The organism is Streptomyces sp. A18, assembly GCF_059026065.1.
Map to the genome: position 1 here is coordinate 1 of NZ_JBWLKL010000044.1, position 22,446 is coordinate 22,446.

Below are 22,446 nucleotides of genomic sequence, written 5' to 3' on the forward strand. Positions count from 1 at the left end.
TTCGACTACGGCCGCAAGGAGGTCCGCAACTTCCTTGTCGCCAACGCCACTTACTGGTGCGAGGAGTTCCACATCGACGGCCTGCGCGTCGACGCCGTCGCCTCCATGCTGTACCTCGACTACTCCCGCGAGGAAGGAGGCTGGTCGCCCAATGCCGACGGCGGACGGGAGAACCTGGACGCGGTGGCCTTCCTGCAGGAGATGAACGCGACGGTCTATCGCCGCTGTCCGGGCGTCGTCACCATCGCCGAGGAGTCCACCGCGTGGGACGGGGTCACCCGGCCCACGGACGAGCCCGGGGCGGCCGGGCTCGGCGGTCTCGGCTTCGGGTTCAAGTGGAACATGGGCTGGTCGCACGACTCCCTGGCCTACATCTCCCACGAGCCCGTGCACCGCAAGTTCCACCACGACGAGATGACGTTCTCGATGGTGTACGCCTACAGCGAGAACTACGTCCTGCCCCTCTCCCACGACGAAGTCGTGCACGGAAAACAGGCTCTGGTGTCGAAGATGCCGGGCGACTGGTGGCAACAGCGCGCCGACCACCGTGCGTACCTGGCCTATATGTGGGCGCACCCGGGCAAGCAACTCCTCTTCATGGGACAGGAGTTCGCGCAGGGCGCCGAGTGGTCAGAGCTGGACGGGCCCCAGTGGTGGGTGCTCCAGGAGAACCACCCGGCGCACCAGGAACACCGCGCGATCCAACACCTCGTAGCGGACCTGAACCACCACTACGTGGCGACGCCATCCCTGTGGGAGCAGGACACATCACCGTCCGGCTTCACCTGGATCGCCGCCGACGCAGCCGAGGACAATGTCTTCGCCTTCCTCCGCCACGCCTCCGACGGCACTCCCCTGCTGGCCGTCTTCAACTTCTCCCCCGTGGTCCGCCACGACTACCGGCTCGGCGTACCTCCTGGGGTGGGCGAAGCCTGGGAAGAGATCCTCAACACCGATGCGCCGCGCTATGGCGGCAGCGGCGTCGGGAACGACGACCCCCGTCACCAGGAACCCCACCCCAGCCACGGCTTCGCCACGTCCGTCTCCTTGACGCTTCCGCCCCTGGCGGCCCTCTGGCTGAAGCCGATCGGGGTCACTCCGGGATCTCCCTCAGGAACTCCGCAACCAGGTCGGCCGGGTTGGCGGCTCGGGTCAGCGTGAACATCTGGTCGGGGTCGAACATGTTGTAGAGGATGACCGGCACAGGCCGTCCAAGCGTTGCCACTAGCCGGCCGTCCTCGTGGAGGTGGCGTGCCACCTCGACACACAACTCGTCGAACTGTTCTGCGAGCCGTTCGTCACGCTCGTCCTGCTCCTCCTCGGAGAGGCCGTCCCCCTCCTCGTACCAAAGGCCCTGGGCCACCGCTTCTCGCCGGTGCAGATCGGCTCCGACCGGGTCGTGCTCGGGGTCGTGCCCGACAGTGCGGATGCCCTCAAGGCCGGAGGGCGGGAAGCAGGCGTAGCTCCAGCGGGCCTCCCGCGGCTCTGGGGCGTTCCCCTCCGCGAGCAGCCGCGCCACCTCGGTCTCGGTGTTGTAGCCGATCGCCACGTACGGGAACCTCGGGTCCTGGTCGACGCTGTCGACACGGAACGTGACCGCGTAGATGTCGGAGGCCGGCTCTGCGGGGAACTCGGCCACGGTACGCCGCGCCATCTGCTCCAGGTGCAGTCGGAATGTCATCAACAGCTCTTCCCTTCGGCCGCGTTACGACGCGCCAGCACGCCAGCACGCCAAGTCTGCAGCGTCGAAGGATGTCACGTCCCTCCACCTGCTCAGTCGATGACCGCCGTGGCCTCGACCTCCACCAGATGCTCGGACACGTCCAACGCCGCCACGCCCACCAGCGTGCCCGGCGGTACGGGAGTGACCCCCAACTTCGCGGCCGCCCGCGCCACTCCCTCTCCGAAGAGCGGCATCTTGTCCGGGGTCCAGTCGACGACATACACGGTCAACTTCGCCACGTCGTCGAAGGATCCCCCGACCCCCGCGAGGGCGGTGGCGACATTGAGGTAGCACTGCTCGACCTGAGCGGCGAGGTCACCTTCTCCGACCGTGACCCCATCGGCATCCCAGGCGACCTGCCCGGCGATGAACACCAGCTTCGACCCGGTCGCGACGGACACCTGCCGGTAGGCATCGATCTTCGGCAACCCGTCGGGATTCACCAGGGTGATGGCCATGCTGTCTGTCTCCTTGTCATGAGAGCCCGCGGGCTCGTTTCCACCTCACCCACCCACTCGTGGTCTCCGGCGGATACTGGGAAACCCTAGAAGAGTGGCCGCTGACGTGGAAGAACGCACTTTCCGGTGACTGGGTAACCGTTTGGTGACCAAGGAGTTCGGGCTCGTGCTGCTTGATCCGGCGACGCCTCGGATGTGACGACCTCAGCGAGAAGACCCGGAGATCCGTACGCGCTGGACCGCCTTGCCTGAGCCGTTACCGGCGTCGGAGTCGGAGTCGGAATCAGGGTCGGAGTCGGTGTCGGTGTCGGTGTCGGTGTCGGTGAGGAACGCCGCCAGCGCCTGTCCCTCCTCCATGACCGCGACGCGGTCCGCCCGTGAGAATCGGCCCAGCGGGGTGACCGTCACGGTGCCCTCTTCCTCCGTCCACGTGGCGGCCACCCGGCCGTCGACCAACACGACCCGGGCCCCTGCGACCGACAGGCCCCGGTGGGCGTCGTCGATGATCCGGGTGCGGTCCTGGAAGCCGAGGATCGCGTTGTCGAACGCCGGCAGGAACCGCACCGGGGCTGGGGTGTCCGGGGCCGGGCGCGGTGCGTCGGGGAGGTCGAGCAGTTCCCGGCCCCGCTCGTCCCGGAAGGAGACCAGCTCCTCGCGCAGCGCGGTGACCGCTGCCGGCAGTCCCGCCAGGCCGCACCAGGCGCGCAGGTCGGCCGAGGCAGCGGGACCGAACGCGGCCAGGTAGCGGCGCAGCATCGCCTGCCCCACGGGGTCGGTGTCGTCCGGGGAGAGAGGGGCGACCCCGCGCTTCAGCCAGGACGCCAGCGGAGCATGCCGTACGCCTGCCTTCGTCCGCCAGAGCCCGCGCGGCGGCATCTGCACCATCGGGACCAGGGCCATCAGCATCTCTCCCAGAGCCCGCGGCCCCGGGTCCGGCCAGCGGTCGGCCAGTTCCCGCGCGAGCCCGGTCATCGTGCGCGGCTCGCCGTCGGCCATGACCTCCCGGCCCGCCGCCGCGAGCTCGTCGAGGTCGGTCCCCGCCAACTCGTTGCGGTAGACGCCGAGCACCCGTTGGCGCTGCATGGCGTCGTGGCGGGCGCGCCAGGCCAGAGCGTCATCGGCGGTGACGAGGTGAACGGTGCGGCGCATGAGGTGGGTGCGGACCACGCGCCGCCGTACGAGGTGCTCCGAGAGCTCCGCCGGGTCGAAGCCGCGCAGCCGCGACCAGAGGCCGACGAACGGCTCCTGCGGTTCCTGCGCCTGCATGCCACCCAGATGGGCGACGGCGTCGAGGACCGGTACGTCGACGCGATCGAGCAGGAGCTGCCGGGCGAGGGTCGCGCGGTTCAGTGCCCGGGTGTCGAGAACGGTCATCGGGGCCCTCGCGCGGTGTGCCCGCCGGTCGAACGTCCGCCCAGCGACGCGCGGTTGGTGGTGTCCCTCCGCCTCAGTTCGTTCATCTTCACGGTGACGCCGTTCCCTTCGGTCTCGTACAGACCCGTGTGGCCCCTGGATCTCGCGTCGAGCATCGATCCCAGGTCGTGGAACGGGGCGGGCGACGACGCACAGCCGCCGCCCGGCCCCGGGGATCTACTTCTGGCCGTCGAGCGTCTCGCGCAGGATGTCCGCGTGGCCTGCGTGCTGCGCGGTCTCGGCGATCACATGCATCAGCACCCCGCGCACGCTGCGTACTTCTCCCGGCTCGTGCCAGGGCGCCTCGGGCAGCGGGTGTGTCGCCGAGAGGTCGGGGACGGAGGCGACGATCTCTTCGCTGCGGGCCGCCACCTCCTCGTAGCGCGCGACGATCCCGGCCAGGTCGTCGCCGGGCAGCATCCGGAAGTCGTTCTGATGGTCGATCGCCCACTGCGGGTACTCACGGGCGGTACCGGCCGCGAGGTCGTCCCAGGTGACACCGTCGGGCAGGTCGTAGCGCATCGCGGAGGGACCGTCGACGGCGAAGCGCAGCCATCCTTCCTCGATGGACGCGACGTGCTTGATCAGTCCGCCCAGGCACAGCGCGCTGATGGTCGGCTGTTGTCCTGCCTGCTCGTCGCTCAGTCCACGCACCGTGGAGGTCAGGGCCGATCGGGCGGCCGCGAGCCGGGCGAGCAGGTCGGCGCGCTCGGCGTCGAGCGTCGAGGGGGATGTGGTCGTGGTGGTCACCGTGATCGGGCCTTCCAGTCGTTGCCGTTGTCGTTGTCTCGGTCTGGCACGGACGACCCTCGCAGGAGAAGCGGTCAGGTTGTGACCTCTTCTCGGGGCAACATGGAGTCATGCCGAAGACCTCAGGCCGACTGCTCTCGCTGCTCTCGCTGCTCCAGGCGCGCCGGGACTGGCCGGGAGCGCTGCTGGCCGAGCGGCTGGACATCAGCGCGCGCACCGTGCGTCGTGACGTCGATCGGCTGCGCGAGCTCGGCTATCCCGTCGTGGCCCTGAAGGGGCCCGACGGGGGCTACCGGCTGGACGCGGGCTCGGAGCTGCCTCCGTTGCTGTTCGACGACGAGCAGGCCATCGCCCTCGCCGTCGCCCTCCAGATCGCCACCACCACCGGCGCCGGCATCGAGGAAGCCGCGGCGCGTGCGCTGACCACCGTCCGGCAGGTCATGCCCGCCCGGCTGCGCCGCCGCGTCGACACCCTCCAGGTCACCGCGGTCGAGCGGCCATCGACCCGGCCGAACCCGCAGGTCGACAGCAACGTACTCATGGCGCTCAGCGCGGCCGTGCACGCCCGCGAGGTACTGCGATTCGACTACGCCCCTGTGTCCCCGCCGGAGGCCGCCGACGGCGACTGCGCCGGGCCCCCTCCTCGCCGGGTGCAGCCCCACCACCTCGTCACCTGGGGCGGACGCTGGTATCTCGTCGCGTGGGACCTCGACCGCGAGGACTGGCGCACCTTCCGCGCCGACCGGATCACTCCGCGTACGCCCGCCGGGCCCCGCTTCACCCCGCGCGATGTGCCCGGCGGCGACGTGGCCGCGTTCGTGGCCGGCAGGTTCCAGGGCTCCGCCGGATCGGGCGACTGGCCCTGTCGCGGTGAGGTGATCCTCGACCTGCCCGCGGCCCAGGTGTCCCAGTACTCGCGCGACGGGCTCGTCGAGAAGATCGGACCGAACCGCTGCCGACTCGTCATCGGCTCCTGGTCATGGACTGCTCTGGCCGCCGACATCGGCCGGTTCGACGCCGACATCGAGATCGTCGGCCCGGCCGAACTCAAGGACGCCTTCACGCACTTGGCCCGCCGCTATGCCCGCGCCGCGACCAACTCACCCACTTCCAGGGCCGATCCGGGTCAGCCCTGAGGGTGGTCGCCGATGGCACCATCGATGAGTTCGCACACGATGTCCATGTGACCCGCGTGCCGTGCGGTCTCCTCGATCAGATGGATGAGCACCCAGAGCATGTGACGCACAGAACTCCAGGCCGCCATCAGGGCGTTGCCCACGCGGGCAACGCCCTACTTGTTCGGGTCCCGGAAGCGGCCGAACGCCTTCGTGAAGGCGCTCAGCGGTGAGCCGTCCGCCTTGGCCTGACCCGTCGCGGCCGGGCGGGGCACGCCGTCGCCGCCGGTCACCTCGGCCAGCGCGGCCTGCGCCGCATCGGCCGCCTGCTGGTACAGGTCACGGGAGTTCGTCATGGCCTCGAGCGCCTCGGCGTACCGGGTGACCATGCCCTGGGCGTGGGCCAGCTCCTCCTCCTGGGTGAGCAGGTGCCATCCCTGGCGCAGCTGGGTCAGGGCACGCTCGGCCTCGGCCGGCAGCGGCCGTGGCAGCACCGCGAACTCCTTGATCCTGTCGAGGAGTTCGGTCGGTTCCGAGCCGTCGAGGAAGACACTGCGCACCGTGTAACGCTCCGCGTCGTACCCCGGGGTCTGCGGCGTCGTGGGCAGGACGACGCCGCCGCCGCGCGGCATCCGCACGCTCAGCTCCCGCTTCATCGCGAAGTCGGCGATCTGCGCCTGCTCCGGCGTGCCGCGGTGCTCGACCACGCGGTGGCGCAGGCCGGGAGGCAGGAACGCCGAGATCGGCTTCTGCCCAGCCGCGTCCGGCGTCATCGCCTCGTGCACCACGACGTGGATGGACCAGCTCTGCCGGGTGCAGTCCCGCAGTCGGCGGCGCAGCTCGTCGTCGTCCTTGGGCAGGTGGTTCGTCGTCCGCATGCGCACGCCCGGCACCGTGTCGTGGTCCCAGGCGACCCGGTCGCTGTCCGGCCAGAACATCAGGGCAGGCGAAGGCCAGTGCACGTCCCACGCCCGCTCCGCCTCCGCGGCGAGGACCCAGGTGACGCCCTCGGTTTCCTTGCGGCGGGTCTCGGGGTCGTACAGGGTCAGCTGCGCACGCACCGTGATGTCGTCGGCCACGCGCCAGCGGGCCTCGAAGAGGCGGCGGGCCGACGGGCCGGGGTCGGCGGACTCGTCCCGCGGGTGCAGGACGGTGGAGCGGGCCGCCTCGACGGGGTCGAGATCCAGGAAGTCGTCAAGCACCCCGGCCGCCTTGAGGGCGATCAGGTTGCGCCGGACGTCCTGCTCGGGCTCGGGCCCGAGGTGGCGCCCGCGCCCCAGCCACGCGGTGTCGGGGACGGTGGTCGTTGAGGTGCTCTTCTTCGCCATGGAGTCGTTCTGTGAGAGGGCGGGGGCCCGACCAGTATGGCTCCTGGACCCGGCGAGGGGAGCGCTGCCCCGCCCACGGCTTCGCCATGCCGGACGGACGGTACGTAGACATATCAAGCCATTCCTATACCGTCATCGCAGGCCAGAGGGGCGGCCTCAGCGCTGCCTGGTTCTGGCCGGTGGGGCCGGTCGATCTCAGGTGCGAGGAACACGGGATCGGCGGTGCCGGGACCGATGAGTCTTCGTGGGCCACGCTGTCTGAAGAGGGAGGGACGGACCCGTCCCCCTGTCAGGAGAGTGGTGCACGATGAGGTTGGTACTCCAGGAGTTCCTGTCGCTCGACGGCGTCTACCAAGGCCCGGGGGCGCCGGACGAGGACACAAGTGATGGCTTCACCCGGGGCGGCTGGTTCGTGCCGCACCTGGACGAGGAGTTCGAACGGCTGGCAGGCACCTGGCTCGGTCAGGCGGACGCCTTCCTGTTCGGCCGCCGTACGTACCTGAACTTCGCGCGGGACTGGCCCAAGATGACCGAGCACCCGTCCGCGAGCATCTTGAACGGCCTGCCGAAGTACGTGGCGTCCCACAGCCTGACCACGGCGGACTGGGACCCGACCACGATCCTGTCCGGCGACATCCCCGCCCAGGTCGCCGAGCTGAAGCGGCAGCCGGGCCGAGAGCTGCAGATCCACGGCAGCGGACGGCTCGGCCAGTCCCTGCTTGCCGCGGGTCTGGTCGACGAACTGCGCCTCGCGATCGCCCCCGTGGTCGTGGGCACGGGCCGCCGCCTGCTCCCGGACGGCGGCGCACCCGCGGGACTGCGGCTGCTGAGCAACGAGACGACACCGGGCGGACTGGCGATCCACGTCTACGAATCGACGGGACTTCCGGAGTACGGGACGTACGGGGCCGACGCGTAGGCGCTCGCGGCGGGCTGGAGCGGCCCGGTGATCAGCCGCCGCGCTTGAGGCGTACGACGACGGGGGCGCGGAAGGGATCGCCGGACTGGTTGACCTGGACGAGTCCGGCGCCCAGCCACTCGTCGGTGCCGGGCACGCGGTGGATCTCCTTCAGCCACAGCGACTGGTTGGATCCCTTGCGGGCGCCGGTAGACAGGGGCAGGCGGTGGCGCTTGATCTTCACGCACCGGCCGTCGTCGGTCACGTACCAGTTCCCGTCGAGGAACAAGCCCTTGTCGTCCTGGCCCACCGGGGTCCGCAGGGCGCATCCGCCGGGCGCGGCCTCCTGTTCGACCCACTTCGAGCCGTCCCGGCGCAGCCGGATGTACTCGTCCTGGGGTTCGCTCTCGACCTCGCCGTGATTGAAGGAGTGGATGCCGTACGCGCGCACCTCCCCGCTGTCGAGCGCGAGGACCTGGGCGAGACCGGCGTCCGGCTCCGGCGGGAGCGGCTCATCGAAGCGGGCCTGCGGGGTGTCCACCGCCTTCCAGGACGTGCCGTCCCAGTGCATCGAGGCGGGCTGGCTGTACGACTCGCCGCCGCCCTCCAGTTCGGTGCCCGGCCCGGTCGAGCGGCGGCCGACCGCCCAGACGTCGTCCTGCCCCACCACGGCGAGGTCGGAGGCTTCGTACGGCAGCCGGGTCGTGGTCCAGCCGGTGCCGTCCCAGTGCTGGGCGGTGTGCTCGCTGTCGAGGGCCCAGATGTCGTCCGGGCCCGCGGCCTCGAGATCCCCTGTCTCGCCCGGCGGAGGGCTCGGCACCGCGGACCAGCGGGCGCCGTCCCACTGCGCCCAGCGGTTGGCGGCGCCGTCTTCGACGGCCTGCGGCCGCAGCCACAGGACGTCTTCACCGATCTCTTCGAGGCGGGGCGGGTGGACGCCGGCGCCGAGAGCTTCGGGCAGGGGCTCACGCTTCCACTTCGTGCCGTCGTAGTGCAGGAGGTGGGCGTTGGCCGTGCCGTCGTTCTCGTTCCCGACCGCCCAGATGTCGTCCTCGGCCAGGACGGCGACATCGACGAGCTCTCCGTTGAAGTCCGCGATGTGCTCGAACTCCCAGGTGAGGGAGCCCGCGGGGCCCTTGGCCCGCCCGTCCTTGCCGTCGGATCCGGCGGCCCGAGGGCCGCTCTCTTCGGAGCCCGTACCGCACCCCGCAGCCATGAGCACGGCCGCCAGCACGGCAACGGCCACCACGCCCCTGCGCCCGGTCCCCGCAATTCCGTTGATGATCGCTCCCCCTTGTCGCTCTGCCTTGCCGCCCTGCCTTGTCGCGCTCGCTCGCCATGGCTCCATGTCGAACCAGGCAGAACGGATGCCTGCCGGATCGGCATGAGCAGGCCAGCGATCATGGGCAGATCCTAGGCGGCCCCCAGAGCGCCCCGGCGTCGATGGTCGAGTTCGCTGGGGCGGACGCTATGCCGGGCCGGGGCCGTCGGCGAAGTACGGCAGCACCATCTCGACGAGGGCGTCGACGTCGGCGTCGACCATCGGTTCGCCGGTCATGCCCATCCGGTGGAGCAGGACGCCGACCACGACGTCGATGAAGAACAGGACGCGCTGTTCCGGCTCCCCGAGCGCGTCCTGGAACGCGAGCCGGTAGGGATCCTGCAACCGCGTCGACAGGATCTCGCGCAGGGCCGGATCGCTGACGGCGTCGCTGAACACGCCGGCGAACGCGTCGCCCACTCCCGGTTCACTGATCTTCGCCGCGGTCCAGCGGATGGTCGAGGACATGATCTCGGCCCGGCTCGCGCCCGCCAGCGGCGCTGGGCCCAACGCGTCCAGGAGACAGTCCACGATCAGTGCGCCCTTCGACGGCCAGCGGCGGTAGACCGTCGACTTCGCGACACCGGCCGCGGCGGCGATGCGCTCAACGGTGGCGCGCGCATAGCCGACCTCTTGGACCGTGCTCAGCGTGGCGGCGAAGACCTCGGCGTTGACGCCGGTGCGCGGGCGGCCGGGCGGTCTGGCGGATTTGGGCGATGCCATAGCCACACGATACCGGTTTTCGCTACCTTAGGTTTCGATACCTGAGGTCGCGTAACTCTCTGAGGGAAGGAATTAAGGACCATGAGTGAGCTCACCGCCGCTGCCGCCGCCGAGCGGCCGCCGGAGCCGAACTGGCCTGCGATCACGGCCGAGGAGCTGGTCGCCTACCGCGACGCGGAGAACCGCTTCCGGGCGTCCGACGCGGCGCGGGCGATCACCGGGGAGCCTGACCCCGGCGCCGCCATCGACTGGCAGGAGGTCGCGCTGCCCGGCCGCGAAGTCCCGGTGCGGGTGTACCGGCCGTCACCTGGGCCCGACGGGGACGGGGGCGGCCGGACAGATCTGCCCCTCGTACTCCACGTACACGGTGGCGGGTTCGTGGGCACGGCGGTGCAGAGCGACTGGGTCAACAGCCACCTGGCCGCCCGACTCCCCGCGGTGGTCGTCTCGGTCGAGCACCGGCTCATCGCCCCGGACACTCCACTGGCGGCCGCTGTCGACGACGGCTGGGAGGTACTCCAGCACGTGCTGCGGCACGCCGCACAGTGGGGCATCGACCCGGCACGGACCGCCGTCTTCGGGGAGAGCTGCGGCGGGTTCATCTGCGCCTTGGCGGCGATCCGGGCCAGGGCAGCCGGCCTGCCCCTCCAGGCGCAGGTGCTGGTCAACCCCGCCGTCGATGTGACCGAGGCGATGCTCGACCACGCCTCGGTCGCCGAACACGCCCGCACCCCGACCCTCGCCGTGCCGCAACTGCGCCTGTTCCAGCGGCTCGCCGTTCCGCCGGGAGCCGACCCTCGTGCGCTCTCACCGCTCCATGCCGACAGCCTCGACGGCCTTGCCCCGGCGCTCGTGGTGGTGCCGACCCACGACCCGCTGGCCGATCACGGCCGCGTCTACGCCGAACGACTGCAGGCGGCCGGAACGCCCGCGCGCCTGTCCGAGTACCACGGCGCGGGTCACGCGTTCGTCAGCACGCCAGGTATGGCACCGCAGGCCGAGCCCGCGCGAGCGGAGATCCTCGACTTCCTGCGGGCCTCATGGAAGGAGACACAGTGAAGCGCATCGGCATCGTCGGGGTCGGCGAGATCGGCCGGGCCATCGTGACGGGCTTGTGCGACGGGGTCGACGAGCCACCGCAGGTGTTCCTCTCACCCCGCGGTGCCGCCACGGCCACGGAACTGTCCGGGCGTTACGAGGGCGTACAGGTCTGCGCCGACAACCAGGAGGTGGTGGAACGCTCCGAGGTGGTGATCATCGCCGTACGCGCACGGGACCGGCACGAAGCCCTGGCCGGTCTGCGGGTGGACGCCGACAAGACGGTGGTCAACGTGATGTCCGGCGTCGCCAACGACGACCTGCGCCACCTGCTCGCCTCCGACGCCGCGTTCGTGCGGGCCATCCCGCTGCCCTCCGTCCGTGAACGCCGCTCCGTCACCGTGACGTTTCCTTCCCACCCGGTGGTGGACGCGCTGTTCGATCGGCTTGGCGGGGCACAGCCGGTCGCGGACGAAGCGGCGTTCGACGTCTTCTCCGCGCTGACGGGGACACTGACGACCCACTACTCGTATCTCGCCACGCTCACGTCATGGGCGGCCGGCCACGGCATCCCCTCCGACGTCGCCGACCGCTACGTCCGCGGACTCTTCCAGGGCGTCGGCCGCGCCCTGAGCGACGAGACCCGATCCCTGCACCAACTCGCCGCCGACCACGAGACCCCGAACGGAAACAACGAACGGATCCGCACCACGTGGTTCGACGCAGCCAACGTCGAAGCCCTCGGCAAGGCCCTCGACGGTCTCCTCACCGACCTGGCGAAAGGCGGCACTTGATGTCCGATCATGGGTGAATGACTGCCTTTTACCATGTGTGCTTCGCGGTTTTGGACATCGAGCAAGCGATGCGGGACTTCCGGCGCTCGGCCGGGGTCGAATGGAGTGATCCACTGTCCGACCGGCTCGGCGAGTGGGACTACCGCATCGCCTTCACCACCGGTGGGCCTCCGTTCATCGAGCTCATCGAAGGCCCCGCCGGCAGCCCCTGGGACGCGTCGGCGGGCGCCAGGTTCGATCACATCGGCTTCTGGAGCAGCGATGTCGAGGCGGGCTCGCGGCGCCTGGAGGACGAGGGCATGCCCGCGGACTTCTCCGGATGCCCCTATGGCCGGCCGTTCACCTACCACCATATGGACAGCATCGGCGCACGCATCGAACTCGTCGACCTCAGCAGGCAGGGCAGTTTCCTGGACAAGTGGCATCCAGGCGGGGTGTCCATGCCCGCCATCGACGAGAGCGCCCAGGGTGAGCTCAGAGAGCGCTGACGCGGGGTGACACCGACGGCCACGCGCGCGTGGCGTACCTGGCGGGCGCGACCTCTCGCCTAGAAACACCTCCATGTGCCACTACTGCGGTTGCCGAGAGATCCCGCTGATCAAGGAGTTCATCGTCGAGCACGAGCGCGTCACCGACGCCGCGGGCGATGCCGTCCGAGCCCTGAAGCTGGGCGACGCGGCCCGCGCACGCGCCCTCGTGGACGTCATGTCCCGCGAGCTGGACTCGCACTGGCGTGGCGAGGAGAACGGCCTTTTCGCCGTGATGCGAAAGGATCCCGAGTACGCGGACTACATCGCGGACCTGGAGAGCGAACACCGCGGACTCGCGGCCCTGTTGCCCGCTCTCGACCTGACGGACCCCGGTGACGTACGCACCCTCGTCGAAGCCGTCGACGAACTGCACCACCACATCGCCAAGGAGGAGGACGGCCTGTTCCCTGCCTCGCTCACCGCGCTCGACGGCGACGACTGGAACCTGTCGATGGCGGCCTGGCGCGAGGCACACCCTGACTGAGCGTCACAGCAGGTGGGCCGGGCGGGGGTTGGTCCCTTCCCGTGGAACCGGTGGCGCGTCCCGAGCGCCCTGCCACGGTGAGGCCGCCTCCCCGGATACCTTCCGCGGCCATGGACACCCTCATCTTCGGCGGCCTCCTCGCCACGCTGTACGCGCTCCACCGTCGGCGTTCACGGGCCGTACTGCTCGGCGGCTGGTGGATCGTGTTCGTCCTCACGGTCCTCCTGCTCGCCCACCACATCACCAGCAGCCTCAAGCTGGGGCTGAACTACTGATGAGCACTCTGACGACCCCGCTGCCGGGCACCGAGCGCTCCTCCGTGCTCGGCAAGGTCCAGTACTGGTTCGCCTGCTTCTTCGCCGTCGGCTGGACCGGCGTGGTCTGCGGCGGGCTCGGCGTCCAGTTCGTCGACTGGGACTATCCCTGCCCGCTGTGCATGGTGCAGCGCATGTTCATGCTGCTCGCCGCGCTGGGAGCGGCGTACATCGTGCGCCGCGGCATGACCGGCACGGTCACCGGCCGCGACTACATGATGGGCTGGGGGCTGGCCCTGGTCGCGGTGATGGGCGGTGCCTTCGCGTCCTGGCGGCAGACGATGCTGCACATCCTGCCGGGCGACAAGGGCTACGGCGCGCCCGTCCTCGGCCTGCACCTGTACGTGTGGGCCTGGATCCTGTTCATGGCCTCGGTGGTGGCGATCGGCATCGTGATGGCCTTCGCCCACGCCACTGCGGACACCACGGTGCCCACGTCAGGCGCGTACAGGATGGCGGGCCGCGTCGTGTTCGGCTTCCTCGCCCTGGTGATCGCGGTGAACCTGGTCGCGGTCTTCCTCCTGGAGGGCTTCCATTGGTTCCTGCCGGACGACCCGGACCGCTACCGCTTCTTCTACGACGTCGGGATCATCGACTGAGCGACGGGGACGCTGCCCACACCGCGGGTGTTCGGCCCGACCACGGGCTTGCCTGTTCCAGTTGGCCGGCCAGGCGGAACAGGCGGCCTTCCCGCCCGTAAGCGGCAGCGAATTGCATGCCTATCGGAAGGCCGGTGTCGGCGTCGGACGTCACGGGCACGGACATGGCGGGTGTGCCCGCCATGTTGAAGGCCGTGGTGAACGGCGAGCGGTCGTTGAGGCGGGTGATCCAGCCGAGACCGTCCAGCCCCTCCGCACCCTCGGCATAGGCACCCAAGGGCAGGGGAAGCTCCGGCACGGTCGGGGTGAGCAGTACGTCGTGGGCGTCGAAGTACCGTGCCAGGCTTCGGGCGACCCGGTTCCGGATCGCGAGCGCGGTGACGAACTGGGCGGCACTGACCCGCTGCCCATAGTGGTAGCCGACCAGGGTGCCCGGCTCGAGAGTCGAGGCGTCGATGGGGCGGTCGAAGGCCGCAGCCAGCTCGTCGAGCGATGCCGTCAGATTCGCCGTCATCAGGCGGGCGTTGGCCAGGACGAACTCCTCCCAGCCGACCCCGATGCCGACCTCGGCCTCCTCCACCTGGTGGCCGAGGGATTCGAGCAGACGCACCGTACGAGAGAGAGCCTCGGCCACCGGTGGCGTGGTGCGGCGTCCGCCCCATGCCTGGGTGAGGACGCCGATCCGCAACGTGCCCGGGGGGCGGGTGACTTCCTCCGCGTAGGGCCGGGGCGGCTGCTCGGCGAAGTAGGGGTCACCCGGTTCCGGGCCGCGCATCTGGTCGAGCAGGGCCGCACTGTCGCGGACGGTCCGGCTGACACTGCCCTGCACGGCAAGGCCGTTGAAGACCTCGTCGGCGCCGGGCCCCATCGAGACCCTGCCGCGGGTGGGCTTCAACCCGAAGAGACCGTTGTAGGCCGCGGGTATGCGGAGCGAGCCCGCCGCGTCCGTGGCGTGCGCGATCGGGACCACCCCGGCGGCGACAGCCGCACCCGCTCCCCCGCTGGATCCGCCCGCGCTGCGCTCCGGGTTCCAAGGGTTGCGGGTCGGGCCGTACATCACTGGTTCGGTCGTGATGCTGTAGGCCAACTCCGGTGTCGCGGTGCGCCCGAACGTCACGAGGCCTGCGCGACGGAAGCGCAGCATCAGGGAGGAGTCGGAGCCCGCGACATTGCCGGCCGCGATGCGGCTGCCCAGCTCCATGCGACGCCCCGCCATGGAGACTCCGATGTCCTTGATCAGGAAAGGGACCCCGGCCAGCGGTGCGCCGCCCGGGGTGGGCTCGTCGTCGGTCGGCCATGCCTCCACGATGGCGTTGATCTGCGGATCGACCGCCCGCACGGCCTCGCGTGCCGTTGCCTCCAGTTCGGCGGGGGTCACCTCGCCCTTGGCCACCAATTCGGCGAGCCCGACCGCGTCGAAGTTCACGTACTCGGCAACTCTCACTGTCACTCCCAGGGAAAGAACAATACCGTCCAGTCCCTTACGATACTGATGGGTATCGTCAGGGACTGACTGGTACCGTAGCAGGCAGGCAAGAGGGCCCCCACCCACCGGACGTCACGGAGCAGTCATGACATCGACCGCCAGAAGGCCGAGCAGAGTGGCCAAACTGCCGCCTCGTGAGCGCATCCTCGACGCGGCGGAAGAGCTCTTCCAGGCCGAGGGGATCAGGCGGGTGGGCGTCCAGGCGATCGCCGAGAAGGCCGAGACCACCAAGATGGCGATCTACCGGCACTTCGAGACCAAGGACGCGCTGGTCGCGGAGTGGCTGCGGATCGTCGCCGCCGACTACCAGGCCGCCTTCGACCGGGTCGAGGCCGAATACCCCGGCAGGCCCAGGGAACAGATCCTGGGCCTGGCCCGGTTCATCGCCGAGGGATTGCCGGCCATCTCGCACCGGGGCTGCCCGTTCATCAACTCCCTCGCCGAGCTGCCCGACCGCTCCCATCCCGCACGGCAGGTCATCGAGCAGCACAAGGCCCACCAGACCCGCCGGTTGGTCGGCATGTGCGCCGAGGCAGGGTTGCCGGACCCCGAACAGGCCGCGGCCGAGATCACCTTCGTACTCGAAGGCGCACAGGTCAGCACGCAGAACGGGAGCATCGATCAGGTGGGGGACCGATTGATGAGAATCGTCGAGGGAGTCATCGCCGGGCCGTGAGTCTCCGCGTCAGCGCAGCCGCCGCAGGAACACATCGGCCGCCGCGTTGGTGTCGTCAGGGACGAGGTTCCCGGCCGGGGAGTCGAACACCACCGCGCCGCCCTCGTCGCCGACTCCGGTCCGCGGCCCCGGTGCGGTGTCCTCGGACACCGGCTCGCTCTCGTCGCTGATGAGACGCACCTCCCCGGTGACCATGTCCCGCAGGAAGACGTCCGTACTGCTGTCGCCGTCGTCGTCAGGGGCGAGGTTGGAGGCGGCGGAGGTGAACGCCGCGTAGCGCCCGTCCTGGCTCAGCGAGACGTTGCCGCTGTCCCCGTCGGCCGGTGTGCCGTCCGCGGCCGCACTGACCAGCCGCATGCGCTTCGTCTTGCGGTCGTAGAGGAACACGTCGTCCCGCTCGTTGGCGTCCCCCGCGACGAGATCCTCGGCGCCCGACGCGTACGCGACGTAGCGGCCGTCACCGCTGACCACCGGGTCTGGAAGCGGCATTGCTCTCGGCGCCGCCCTCGCCGACGCCCACCCGCTCGGTGCGCGGCACGGACGGGTCGGCGGCGGACGCGCCCGTGGGGGCAAGGGCGGTCACCGCGCAAAGGGCGGCCAACGCGGCGCCGGCAGCCGTCACGCGCTGATGAACGGTCATCGGTTCCTCCTGTGTCGACAGCGGTCTCCGTGTGCCGTCCGGGCGTGCTCCGGAGCATCCGGGCACGCTCGGGAAGAGGAGGGCATGGCAGTGCGCGCCGATCCCCGTTCGGTGTCCCCCGTGTCCCCGTGCACCGTAGGCGAGCGAACACCGTGCGCCTCCGGGGGTCAATGAGCCGCGAGCCCTCCACGGTGCGGATGCGTCGGCTGCATCAGTGGGGCAGGGCGCTGCGGCGGACTTTTGTGCCGTAGGCGCGCGGACAGGGCAACCATCTGCGACCACCTGGCCGCATGTCCCTGTCACTCATCGGGGTGCGGTACGGCCGCGTCACCCAGATCCGTGGCCGGTGATCTGTTGCTGTACGACCCGAACCCGCGGGTCCCGACCGACCGCGCTCACGTCTCAGGAGTCCTTCCGTGCCACTCCCCAGCTCCCCGCAGGTCCGCCTCCCCCTGGTCGCTCTGCTGGCCGCTGCCTGCATGGCGGGTCTAGTGCAGGCACCGACCCAAGCCGCGGATGTCCCCGCCGACGACGGCCGCGCGCTGCAACGGCAGTTGCACGACCTGACCACCGCCCCCGGCGGACCGCCCGGAGCGATCGCCGTCCTCAAGCGCGGGGCCCACCACGAGATCTACCGGGCCGGCGTCGCCGAGACGGGCACCGACCGTCCGATCGAGGCCACCGACCACATGCGCATCGCCAGTACGGCCAAGGCGTACAGCGGCGCGGTCGCCCTCGAACTCGTCGACTTCGGGAAGCTGCGCCTGAACGACACCATCGGCAAGGTCCTTCCCCGGCTGCCGCGCGCATGGCATCGGGTGACGCTGCGCCACCTCCTGAACCACACCAGCGGACTGCCGGACTTCAGCGCGGACCCGAAATTCCTGGCTCTGGTGACCGAGGACCCGCGCCGCCGGTTCGACTCCCGCCGACTCCTTGACTTCGTGGCCGATGAGCCGCTGGGGTTCCGCCCGGGGGCGCGGTACGCCTACTCCAACTCCGACAACATCGCCGTGGCGCTGATGGCCGAGGCAGTGACGGACCGCCGCTACGAAGACCTGCTCGCCGACTTCGTGTACCACCCGCTGGGTCTGCGCGACACCAGCCTGCCGCAGGGTTACCGGATGCCCCGGCCGTACATGCACGGCTACGACGTCACCCCGCCGGACCCGCCCGAGGACGTCAGCGAGGTACTCAGTGCATCGGGCGTGTGGGCATCGGGCGGGATCACCTCGACGCCGAAGGACATGACGGCCTTCATCCGCGGCTACGCCGGCGGCAAGCTCATCTCCGACCGGACACGCCGTCATCAGCTGAAGTGGGTGAACGGCGCGTCCGAACCCGCGGGCCCCGGCAAGAACAAGGCCGGTCTTGCGATCTTCCGGTACACCACCCGCTGCGGCGTGGTCTACGGCCACACGGGCAACTTCCCCGGCTACACGCAGCTGATCGCGGCCACCCCGGACGGCAAGCGTTCGCTGACCGTCTCCCTCACCACCCAGGTCAACAAGACGAACAAGCCGGAACTTCTGAAGCGGCTGCGGACCGTGGAGGAGAACCTCGTCTGCGCGCTGTTGCGCAAGAAGTAGGCAAGGTGCAAGACAACCGTGCTCAGCGTTCCGGGTAGTGGCCCCGCGGGTCCTCCCCGGGGAATTCCACGGTGATGCGGAGTCCGCCGGCAGGGCGCGGGGTGAGGGTGAGCGTTCCGTCGTGTGCCTGGGTGATGGTCTTGACGATCGCCAGGCCGAGGCCGACGCCCTGGTGGCCCGCGTGTACGCGTTCGGTGCCGCGCTGGAACGGTTCGGTGAGTGTCGCGGCCCGTTCCGGGGTGAGCTGCTCGCCGGTGTTCTCGACGGTGAGCACCACGGTCTGGGGGCGGACGCCGGTATGGACCCACACCGTGCCTTGTTCGGGGAGGTTGTGGACGATCGCGTTGTGCACGAGGTTCGTGGTCAGCTGCAGCAGGAGCGCTTCCGAGCCGATCGTGGGGGCGATGTCCCCGCTGGTCTCCAGGGTGACGCCGTGCCTCTCCGCCAGAGGGAGGAGCGTTTCGGTGGCTTCTTCCGCCATGAGGGACAGGTCGACGTGTTCGCGGGTGAAGGACCGCTGGTTGGCGCGGCTGAGCAGGAGCAGGGCCTCGGTGAGGTCGATGGCGCGGGTGTTGACGGCGTGAAGGCGGTCGACGAGTTCGCCGGTGTCGTGGTTCGGATCGCTGCGGGCCACGTCGAGCAGCGACTTCGAGACCGCCAGCGGCGTGCGCAACTCGTGGGAGGCGTTGGCCGCGAATCTCTGCTGTTCCGCGATGTGCGCTTCGAGCTGCGCAAGCATCGTGTCGAAGGCGTCGGCAAGTTCGCGGAACTCATCCTTGCGTCCCGGCAGCCGGATCCGGTGGGACAGTGACCCGGCCGCCGCCGCCCGGGTGGCGTATGTGATGCGGTCCATGGGCGCGAGCATCCGGCCGGCGAGGAGCCATCCTCCCAGGAGGCCGAAGACCAGGAGGAACACCATGACCGCGGCTGCCGTCGGCGCGAAACCGCGTACGAGATCGGTGCCCGGACTCTGTTGCCACGCCCCTTGTTCGTTGGTCCGCAACCACCCCTTGCGCAGCAGGAAGTACCCCGCGGCGCCGAGGAGCAGGACCCCCGCGAGCATGAGGAATCCGGCGTAGCTGAGGGTGAGCTTGAGGCGGATGCTCAGGCCGGACCTCCTATCCACGGTCACCGCTCCCGCGCCCGGTGCCGGGCGTCGCGTCGATGCGGTAGCCGACACCTGGCACGGTGGCGATGATCCAGGGCTCGCCGAGCCGTTTGCGCAGGGCGGAGACCGTGATGCGTACGGCGTTGGTGAACGGGTCGGCGTTGGCGTCCCACGCGCGTTCCAGGAGTTCTTCGGCGCTGACGACACCGCCTTCGTCGGCGACGAGGACTTCGAGCACGGCGAACTGCTTCCGGGTGAGCGCGACGTAGCGCCCGTCGCGGTAGACCTCGCGGCGGAACGGATCGAGCCGCAGGCCCGCGATCTCGCGTACGGGCGGCCTGTTGTGGGCGCGTCTGCGGTCGAGTGCCCTGAGCCTGAACACGAGTTCTTGCAGTTCGAAGGGTTTCGTCAGGTAGTCGTCGGCGCCGAGTCCGAACCCGGATGCCTTGTCGTCGAGCCGGTCGGCCGCGGTGAGCATAAGGATCGGCATGCCGCTGCCGGAGGCGACGATGCGTTGGGCGATCTCGTCACCGGACGGTCCAGGGATGTCGCGGTCCAGGACGGCGATGTCGTAGGCGTTGACGCTCAGGAGTTCCAGAGCGGTGTCGCCGTCACCTGCGATGTCGGCCGCGATCGCTGCCAGGCGCAGACCGTCGCGGACGGCTTCTGCCAGAAAGGGTTCGTCCTCGACGATCAGCACACGCATGCCCTTGATGCTACGAGGCGGCACCTATCGTCCGCGTATCGAAAATCCGATACCTGACGGCAACACCGCACTGCCTTGACTGGCTCCATGAATCACATCCCGCCATCGGCGCCGACGACGATCCGCCGGATTCACCGGCGCCTTGTCGTAGGCCTGATTGCCGTCGTCGCGGCGATCGCCGCGACCCTCGGCTGTCAGGCACAGAACTCCTCGCCTTCATCGGGCTCCTCGTCCGCACCATCCTCATTGCCCCGTGGTGCGCTGGGAGAGGCCGACGGCGCCGTCCCCGACGGCACGACACTCTTCGACGACGACATTCCGGCCGTGGCCAGACTCGGCCCGGATTTACTCAAGGCCCTCCGCCAGGCGGCGAAGGATGCCGAGAGCGATGGAGTCGACCTTTACGTCAATAGCGGCTGGCGGTCCCCGGAATACCAGGAAGAGCTCGTCCGCAAAGCGGTGGCCGAGTACGGATCCGAGGCCGAGGCCGCCAGGTGGGTGGCCACCGCAAAGACGTCCCCTCACGTATCGGGGGACGCCGTCGACATCGGCCGCTCCGACGCGACGCGGTGGCTGTCCGAACACGGCGCCGCGTACGGGCTCTGTCAGATCTACCGGAACGAGCCGTGGCACTACGAGCTGCGCCCCGAAGCGATCGACCGCCGCTGCCCGCCGATGTACGCCGACCCCACCCAGGACCCGAGGATGCAGCAGTGACCGGCAGTGAGCGAGGACAGACGATGGTGCAGATCGACACGGTGGAACAGACCGGCCAGGAGGGTGCCGACCGCCAGGACTCCGGCTCCGGTACGCGGCGCGCGGGAATCCGCCGGGCGATCCGCATCGGCTCCCGGCCGGAGCCCTGGAGGCGCGGCCTGGTGCTCGCGGCGCTTGCGCTGCTGCTCGGCCTGCTGATGTTGCTGCACGCGCAGATCACGGACCGCGGGGGTCTCGGCAGCCTGGTGGAGACGTCCCTGCCGTGGTTCGGCCTGTTCATCCCGGTGCTCCTTGCCTGCGCTCTCTGGCGCCGTTCCGCCTCCGCGGTGGTCGCGCTGCTGCTGCCGGTCATCGTGTGGCTGAACCTCTTCGGCGGGCTGCTCGGCGACAAGTCCCACGGACGCGGCGACCTCACCCTGGTCAGCCACAACGTCGGCGCCGACAACCCCGACCCGGCCGGCACCGCCCGCGACCTGGCCTCCTCCGGCGCCGACGTGCTGGCCCTCGAGGAGATCACCCGGCAGGCCCGGGGTACATACGAGAAGGAGCTGGCGAAGGCGTATCCGCACCACACGGTGCAGGGCACGGTGGGGGTGTGGAGCAGGCTGCCGCTGTCCGGCACCCGGCCGGTCGACATCGAGCAGGACGTCGGGCCGCTGGGGGACGCCAAGCCGGCCGAGGTCAAGCTGGTCGACAACCGGGCGCTGCGTACGACGGTGGCCACGGACCGGGGGCCCCTCGCGGTGTATGTGGTCCACCTGGGGTCCGTTCGGGTCAACCCCAGGACAGGATTCTGGACGGGCTCGCGGGACAGGAACGCCCGAGCGCTCGGTGAGGCCCTCACCTCCGAGCGGAACGGGCGGGTGGTCCTGCTCGGTGACCTCAACGGCACCCCGAACGACCGCGCACTGGACGGCATCACCTCGCAGATGCGATCGGCCCAGGACTCGGCCGGGGACGGCTTCGGCTTCAGCTGGCCGGCGCAGTTCCCCGTGGCGCGGATCGACCAGATCCTGGTCCGGGGCGTGCAGCCGGAGAGCTCGTGGGTGCTGCCGGCCACCGGCAGCGATCACCGCCCGGTGGCGGCAGGAATCAGCTGGTGAACGTCAGCGGCACAGGGCCGTCGGCATACCCGGCTTCGCTGGTGGCAGATACCCGACTCCCTCTCCGCGGCGCGGACTTACCGTGGCCGCATGGAGTCACCCATCACGGGCACGGCGGCCGGTGTGCCGTTCACCGCGCTGCCGCCGGCCGACGGCGGGGCCGCGCCGCTGATCGTCACCTGGCACATGCTGGACGCGCCGAGGTCCGATGCGGCGTCCGCCGCCGCGCTGCCGATGAACGACCTGCCCGCGTGGCGGGTGCACCTCGGGATGCCGATGTGCGGGGCGCGCATGGTCGACGGCAGCATGGACGCCGGATGGGAACTGGTCCGCGAGGACGTCCTGATGTCCTACCTGGAGCCGTTCGTGCGGCAGGCTGCCGAGGAGTTCCCGGCCGCGCTGGCGTCGGTCCGTGCGCAGTTGCCGGTCGATGACGGCCCGATCGGCGTGCTGGGCGGGTCGCTGGGCGGGGCTGTCGCGCTGCGGGTCCTCGCCGACACCGAGACTCCGGTCTTCGCGGGGGCCGTCGTCAACGCCGCCATCCGGATGCGGTCGGTCGTCGATCTGTTCCCGGGCGACTATCCGTACGACGCAGCCTCGGAGAAGGCCGTCGACGGCTTGGACTTCGTCGCCAAGGCGGAAGCCATCGCCGGTCGCGCGCCGCTCCTGGTCGTCAGCGGCGACCTGGATCACCCGGGGCTGCGGGCCGATGCGTCGGACCTCGTCGACGCGCTCGGGGAGCGGGGCGAACTGCTGCCGATTCCCGGCCTTGCGCATCCGCTCGCCGAGGAGCCCGGCATCGAGCCCGCGCCACAGCTGCCGCTGGCCCACCAGGTGGACATCGGCCTGGTCGGGTGGTTCCGGCGCCACATCGCCGCTGCGCGCCAGGTGCGCGGCGAGGTGAGGTGAGGTGAGGTGAGGTGAGTGGGGTCG

General features: G+C 70.1%; 26 protein-coding genes and 1 pseudogene. 14 read left to right on the forward strand and 13 right to left on the reverse strand.

The genetic code is table 11. The features are described 5' to 3' along the window. The coding region (gene glgB, locus AC5P1C_RS37425) for a 1,4-alpha-glucan branching enzyme (RefSeq protein ID WP_493870432.1) at window positions 1-1,161 on the forward strand (1,161 nt) is incomplete at its 5' end. Here the strand turns inward: glgB and AC5P1C_RS37430 are convergent. The 4 genes from AC5P1C_RS37430 to AC5P1C_RS37445 form a co-directional block, all read right to left on the reverse strand. Then, window positions 1,094-1,681, reverse strand: a complete 588-nt coding sequence (locus AC5P1C_RS37430; protein ID WP_493870433.1) for a hypothetical protein — start codon at window positions 1,679-1,681, stop codon at window positions 1,094-1,096. The genes glgB and AC5P1C_RS37430 overlap by 68 nt on opposite strands. A gap of 92 nt (window positions 1,682-1,773) precedes the next feature. Next, the gene (locus AC5P1C_RS37435; RefSeq protein ID WP_493870434.1) at window positions 1,774-2,181 is read right to left on the reverse strand and encodes a RidA family protein; all 408 of its coding nucleotides are present in this window, start codon (window positions 2,179-2,181) and stop codon (window positions 1,774-1,776) included. A gap of 204 nt (window positions 2,182-2,385) precedes the next feature. After that, window positions 2,386-3,555: a winged helix DNA-binding domain-containing protein gene (locus tag AC5P1C_RS37440; protein WP_493870435.1), complete on the reverse strand. Its 1,170-nt coding sequence runs from the start codon at window positions 3,553-3,555 to the stop codon at window positions 2,386-2,388. A 216-nt stretch (window positions 3,556-3,771) separates the two neighbouring features. Then, window positions 3,772-4,344, reverse strand: a complete 573-nt coding sequence (locus AC5P1C_RS37445; RefSeq protein ID WP_493870436.1) for a DinB family protein — start codon at window positions 4,342-4,344, stop codon at window positions 3,772-3,774. A gap of 110 nt (window positions 4,345-4,454) precedes the next feature. On the opposite strand from AC5P1C_RS37445, the gene AC5P1C_RS37450 reads away from it, so the two are divergent. Next, on the forward strand, window positions 4,455-5,480 hold the full coding sequence (locus AC5P1C_RS37450; protein WP_493870437.1) for a helix-turn-helix transcriptional regulator: 1,026 nt from the start codon (window positions 4,455-4,457) through the stop codon (window positions 5,478-5,480). On the opposite strand, the pseudogene AC5P1C_RS37455 reads toward AC5P1C_RS37450, so the two are convergent. Next, window positions 5,471-5,602: pseudogene (locus AC5P1C_RS37455) on the reverse strand (mycothiol transferase); the annotation flags it as partial. The gene AC5P1C_RS37450 and the pseudogene AC5P1C_RS37455 overlap by 10 nt on opposite strands. Before the next feature lie 33 nt (window positions 5,603-5,635). Beyond that, window positions 5,636-6,787, reverse strand: a complete 1,152-nt coding sequence (locus AC5P1C_RS37460) for a hypothetical protein (RefSeq protein ID WP_493870438.1) — start codon at window positions 6,785-6,787, stop codon at window positions 5,636-5,638. A gap of 307 nt (window positions 6,788-7,094) precedes the next feature. On the opposite strand from AC5P1C_RS37460, the gene AC5P1C_RS37465 reads away from it, so the two are divergent. After that, the gene (locus AC5P1C_RS37465; RefSeq protein ID WP_493870439.1) at window positions 7,095-7,706 is read left to right on the forward strand and encodes a dihydrofolate reductase family protein; all 612 of its coding nucleotides are present in this window, start codon (window positions 7,095-7,097) and stop codon (window positions 7,704-7,706) included. 31 nt (window positions 7,707-7,737) lie between these two features. On the opposite strand, the gene AC5P1C_RS37470 is transcribed toward AC5P1C_RS37465, so the two are convergent. Together AC5P1C_RS37470 and AC5P1C_RS37475 are read right to left on the reverse strand one after the other, a co-directional pair. Further along, window positions 7,738-8,931, reverse strand: a complete 1,194-nt coding sequence (locus tag AC5P1C_RS37470; protein WP_493870440.1) for a hypothetical protein — start codon at window positions 8,929-8,931, stop codon at window positions 7,738-7,740. A gap of 222 nt (window positions 8,932-9,153) precedes the next feature. After that, window positions 9,154-9,729, reverse strand: coding sequence for a TetR/AcrR family transcriptional regulator (locus AC5P1C_RS37475; RefSeq protein WP_493870441.1), 576 nt, complete (start codon window positions 9,727-9,729; stop codon window positions 9,154-9,156). 81 nt (window positions 9,730-9,810) lie between these two features. Between AC5P1C_RS37475 and AC5P1C_RS37480 the strand changes: the two genes are divergently transcribed. From AC5P1C_RS37480 to AC5P1C_RS37505, 6 genes are all read left to right on the forward strand, one after another. Beyond that, complete coding sequence (locus AC5P1C_RS37480) at window positions 9,811-10,788, forward strand: alpha/beta hydrolase (protein ID WP_493870442.1); 978 nt, start codon at window positions 9,811-9,813, stop codon at window positions 10,786-10,788. Then, window positions 10,785-11,561 carry an NAD(P)-binding domain-containing protein gene (locus AC5P1C_RS37485; RefSeq protein WP_493870443.1) on the forward strand — a complete coding sequence of 259 codons (777 nt, stop codon included), beginning with the start codon at window positions 10,785-10,787 and terminating at the stop codon, window positions 11,559-11,561. Before AC5P1C_RS37480 ends, AC5P1C_RS37485 begins: the two co-directional genes overlap by 4 nt. 17 nt (window positions 11,562-11,578) lie before the next feature. Beyond that, complete coding sequence (locus AC5P1C_RS37490) at window positions 11,579-12,049, forward strand: VOC family protein (RefSeq protein ID WP_493870444.1); 471 nt, start codon at window positions 11,579-11,581, stop codon at window positions 12,047-12,049. A gap of 73 nt (window positions 12,050-12,122) precedes the next feature. Further along, window positions 12,123-12,575: a hemerythrin domain-containing protein gene (locus AC5P1C_RS37495; RefSeq protein ID WP_493870445.1), complete on the forward strand. Its 453-nt coding sequence runs from the start codon at window positions 12,123-12,125 to the stop codon at window positions 12,573-12,575. A gap of 110 nt (window positions 12,576-12,685) precedes the next feature. Beyond that, window positions 12,686-12,850, forward strand: a complete 165-nt coding sequence (locus tag AC5P1C_RS37500) for a DUF5993 family protein (RefSeq protein ID WP_493870446.1) — start codon at window positions 12,686-12,688, stop codon at window positions 12,848-12,850. Continuing rightward, window positions 12,850-13,488 carry a disulfide bond formation protein B gene (locus tag AC5P1C_RS37505; protein ID WP_493870447.1) on the forward strand — a complete coding sequence of 213 codons (639 nt, stop codon included), beginning with the start codon at window positions 12,850-12,852 and terminating at the stop codon, window positions 13,486-13,488. Before AC5P1C_RS37500 ends, AC5P1C_RS37505 begins: the two co-directional genes overlap by 1 nt. Here AC5P1C_RS37505 and AC5P1C_RS37510 read toward each other — a convergent pair. Continuing rightward, on the reverse strand, window positions 13,478-14,932 hold the full coding sequence (locus AC5P1C_RS37510) for an amidase (RefSeq protein WP_493870448.1): 1,455 nt from the start codon (window positions 14,930-14,932) through the stop codon (window positions 13,478-13,480). The genes AC5P1C_RS37505 and AC5P1C_RS37510 overlap by 11 nt on opposite strands. Before the next feature lie 127 nt (window positions 14,933-15,059). Here AC5P1C_RS37510 and AC5P1C_RS37515 point away from each other — a divergent pair, with 127 nt between their 5' ends. Next, on the forward strand, window positions 15,060-15,650 hold the full coding sequence (locus tag AC5P1C_RS37515; protein WP_493870449.1) for a TetR/AcrR family transcriptional regulator: 591 nt from the start codon (window positions 15,060-15,062) through the stop codon (window positions 15,648-15,650). A gap of 9 nt (window positions 15,651-15,659) precedes the next feature. Here the strand turns inward: AC5P1C_RS37515 and AC5P1C_RS37520 are convergent, their stop codons facing one another. Continuing rightward, window positions 15,660-16,139, reverse strand: coding sequence for a TolB-like translocation protein (locus tag AC5P1C_RS37520; protein WP_493870450.1), 480 nt, complete (start codon window positions 16,137-16,139; stop codon window positions 15,660-15,662). Next, window positions 16,108-16,290: a hypothetical protein gene (locus AC5P1C_RS37525; RefSeq protein ID WP_493870451.1), complete on the reverse strand. Its 183-nt coding sequence runs from the start codon at window positions 16,288-16,290 to the stop codon at window positions 16,108-16,110. Before AC5P1C_RS37525 ends, AC5P1C_RS37520 begins: the two co-directional genes overlap by 32 nt. A gap of 416 nt (window positions 16,291-16,706) precedes the next feature. Between AC5P1C_RS37525 and AC5P1C_RS37530 the strand changes: the two genes are divergently transcribed. Next, the gene (locus AC5P1C_RS37530) at window positions 16,707-17,879 is read left to right on the forward strand and encodes a serine hydrolase domain-containing protein (RefSeq protein WP_493870452.1); all 1,173 of its coding nucleotides are present in this window, start codon (window positions 16,707-16,709) and stop codon (window positions 17,877-17,879) included. Between the two features lie 22 nt (window positions 17,880-17,901). On the opposite strand, the gene AC5P1C_RS37535 is transcribed toward AC5P1C_RS37530, so the two are convergent. Further along, entirely contained in the window at window positions 17,902-19,005 is a 1,104-nt protein-coding gene (locus AC5P1C_RS37535; RefSeq protein ID WP_493870453.1) for a sensor histidine kinase, read from the reverse strand. Continuing rightward, window positions 18,998-19,693, reverse strand: coding sequence for a response regulator transcription factor (locus AC5P1C_RS37540; protein ID WP_493870454.1), 696 nt, complete (start codon window positions 19,691-19,693; stop codon window positions 18,998-19,000). The genes AC5P1C_RS37535 and AC5P1C_RS37540 overlap by 8 nt, the downstream gene beginning before the upstream one ends. An 87-nt stretch (window positions 19,694-19,780) precedes the next feature. On the opposite strand from AC5P1C_RS37540, the gene AC5P1C_RS37545 reads away from it, so the two are divergent. The 3 genes from AC5P1C_RS37545 to AC5P1C_RS37555 all read left to right on the forward strand — a co-directional run bounded on the left by AC5P1C_RS37545 (window position 19,781) and on the right by AC5P1C_RS37555 (window position 22,422). After that, entirely contained in the window at window positions 19,781-20,410 is a 630-nt protein-coding gene (locus AC5P1C_RS37545; protein WP_493870455.1) for a M15 family metallopeptidase, read from the forward strand. A 23-nt stretch (window positions 20,411-20,433) separates the two neighbouring features. After that, on the forward strand, window positions 20,434-21,513 hold the full coding sequence (locus AC5P1C_RS37550) for an endonuclease/exonuclease/phosphatase family protein (RefSeq protein ID WP_493870456.1): 1,080 nt from the start codon (window positions 20,434-20,436) through the stop codon (window positions 21,511-21,513). 90 nt (window positions 21,514-21,603) lie between these two features. After that, a complete protein-coding gene (locus AC5P1C_RS37555; protein ID WP_493870457.1) occupies window positions 21,604-22,422 on the forward strand; it encodes an alpha/beta hydrolase family protein in 819 nt (272 codons plus the stop codon). Window positions 22,423-22,446: the final 24 nt, after the last annotated feature.

Coding starts and splice junctions, on each gene's coding strand:
- AC5P1C_RS37430 (WP_493870433.1), bottom strand. CDS start 1,681: ATGACATTCCGACTGCACCTGGAGCAGATGGCGCGGCGTACCGTGGCC.
- AC5P1C_RS37435 (WP_493870434.1), bottom strand. CDS start 2,181: ATGGCCATCACCCTGGTGAATCCCGACGGGTTGCCGAAGATCGATGCC.
- AC5P1C_RS37440 (WP_493870435.1), bottom strand. CDS start 3,555: ATGACCGTTCTCGACACCCGGGCACTGAACCGCGCGACCCTCGCCCGG.
- AC5P1C_RS37450 (WP_493870437.1), top strand. CDS start 4,455: ATGCCGAAGACCTCAGGCCGACTGCTCTCGCTGCTCTCGCTGCTCCAG.
- AC5P1C_RS37460 (WP_493870438.1), bottom strand. CDS start 6,787: ATGGCGAAGAAGAGCACCTCAACGACCACCGTCCCCGACACCGCGTGG.
- AC5P1C_RS37465 (WP_493870439.1), top strand. CDS start 7,095: ATGAGGTTGGTACTCCAGGAGTTCCTGTCGCTCGACGGCGTCTACCAA.
- AC5P1C_RS37475 (WP_493870441.1), bottom strand. CDS start 9,729: ATGGCATCGCCCAAATCCGCCAGACCGCCCGGCCGCCCGCGCACCGGC.
- AC5P1C_RS37480 (WP_493870442.1), top strand. CDS start 9,811: ATGAGTGAGCTCACCGCCGCTGCCGCCGCCGAGCGGCCGCCGGAGCCG.
- AC5P1C_RS37490 (WP_493870444.1), top strand. CDS start 11,579: ATGACTGCCTTTTACCATGTGTGCTTCGCGGTTTTGGACATCGAGCAA.
- AC5P1C_RS37495 (WP_493870445.1), top strand. CDS start 12,123: ATGTGCCACTACTGCGGTTGCCGAGAGATCCCGCTGATCAAGGAGTTC.
- AC5P1C_RS37500 (WP_493870446.1), top strand. CDS start 12,686: ATGGACACCCTCATCTTCGGCGGCCTCCTCGCCACGCTGTACGCGCTC.
- AC5P1C_RS37505 (WP_493870447.1), top strand. CDS start 12,850: ATGAGCACTCTGACGACCCCGCTGCCGGGCACCGAGCGCTCCTCCGTG.
- AC5P1C_RS37515 (WP_493870449.1), top strand. CDS start 15,060: ATGACATCGACCGCCAGAAGGCCGAGCAGAGTGGCCAAACTGCCGCCT.
- AC5P1C_RS37520 (WP_493870450.1), bottom strand. CDS start 16,139: ATGCCGCTTCCAGACCCGGTGGTCAGCGGTGACGGCCGCTACGTCGCG.
- AC5P1C_RS37525 (WP_493870451.1), bottom strand. CDS start 16,290: ATGACCGTTCATCAGCGCGTGACGGCTGCCGGCGCCGCGTTGGCCGCC.
- AC5P1C_RS37540 (WP_493870454.1), bottom strand. CDS start 19,693: ATGCGTGTGCTGATCGTCGAGGACGAACCCTTTCTGGCAGAAGCCGTC.
- AC5P1C_RS37545 (WP_493870455.1), top strand. CDS start 19,781: ATGAATCACATCCCGCCATCGGCGCCGACGACGATCCGCCGGATTCAC.
- AC5P1C_RS37550 (WP_493870456.1), top strand. CDS start 20,434: ATGGTGCAGATCGACACGGTGGAACAGACCGGCCAGGAGGGTGCCGAC.
- AC5P1C_RS37555 (WP_493870457.1), top strand. CDS start 21,604: ATGGAGTCACCCATCACGGGCACGGCGGCCGGTGTGCCGTTCACCGCG.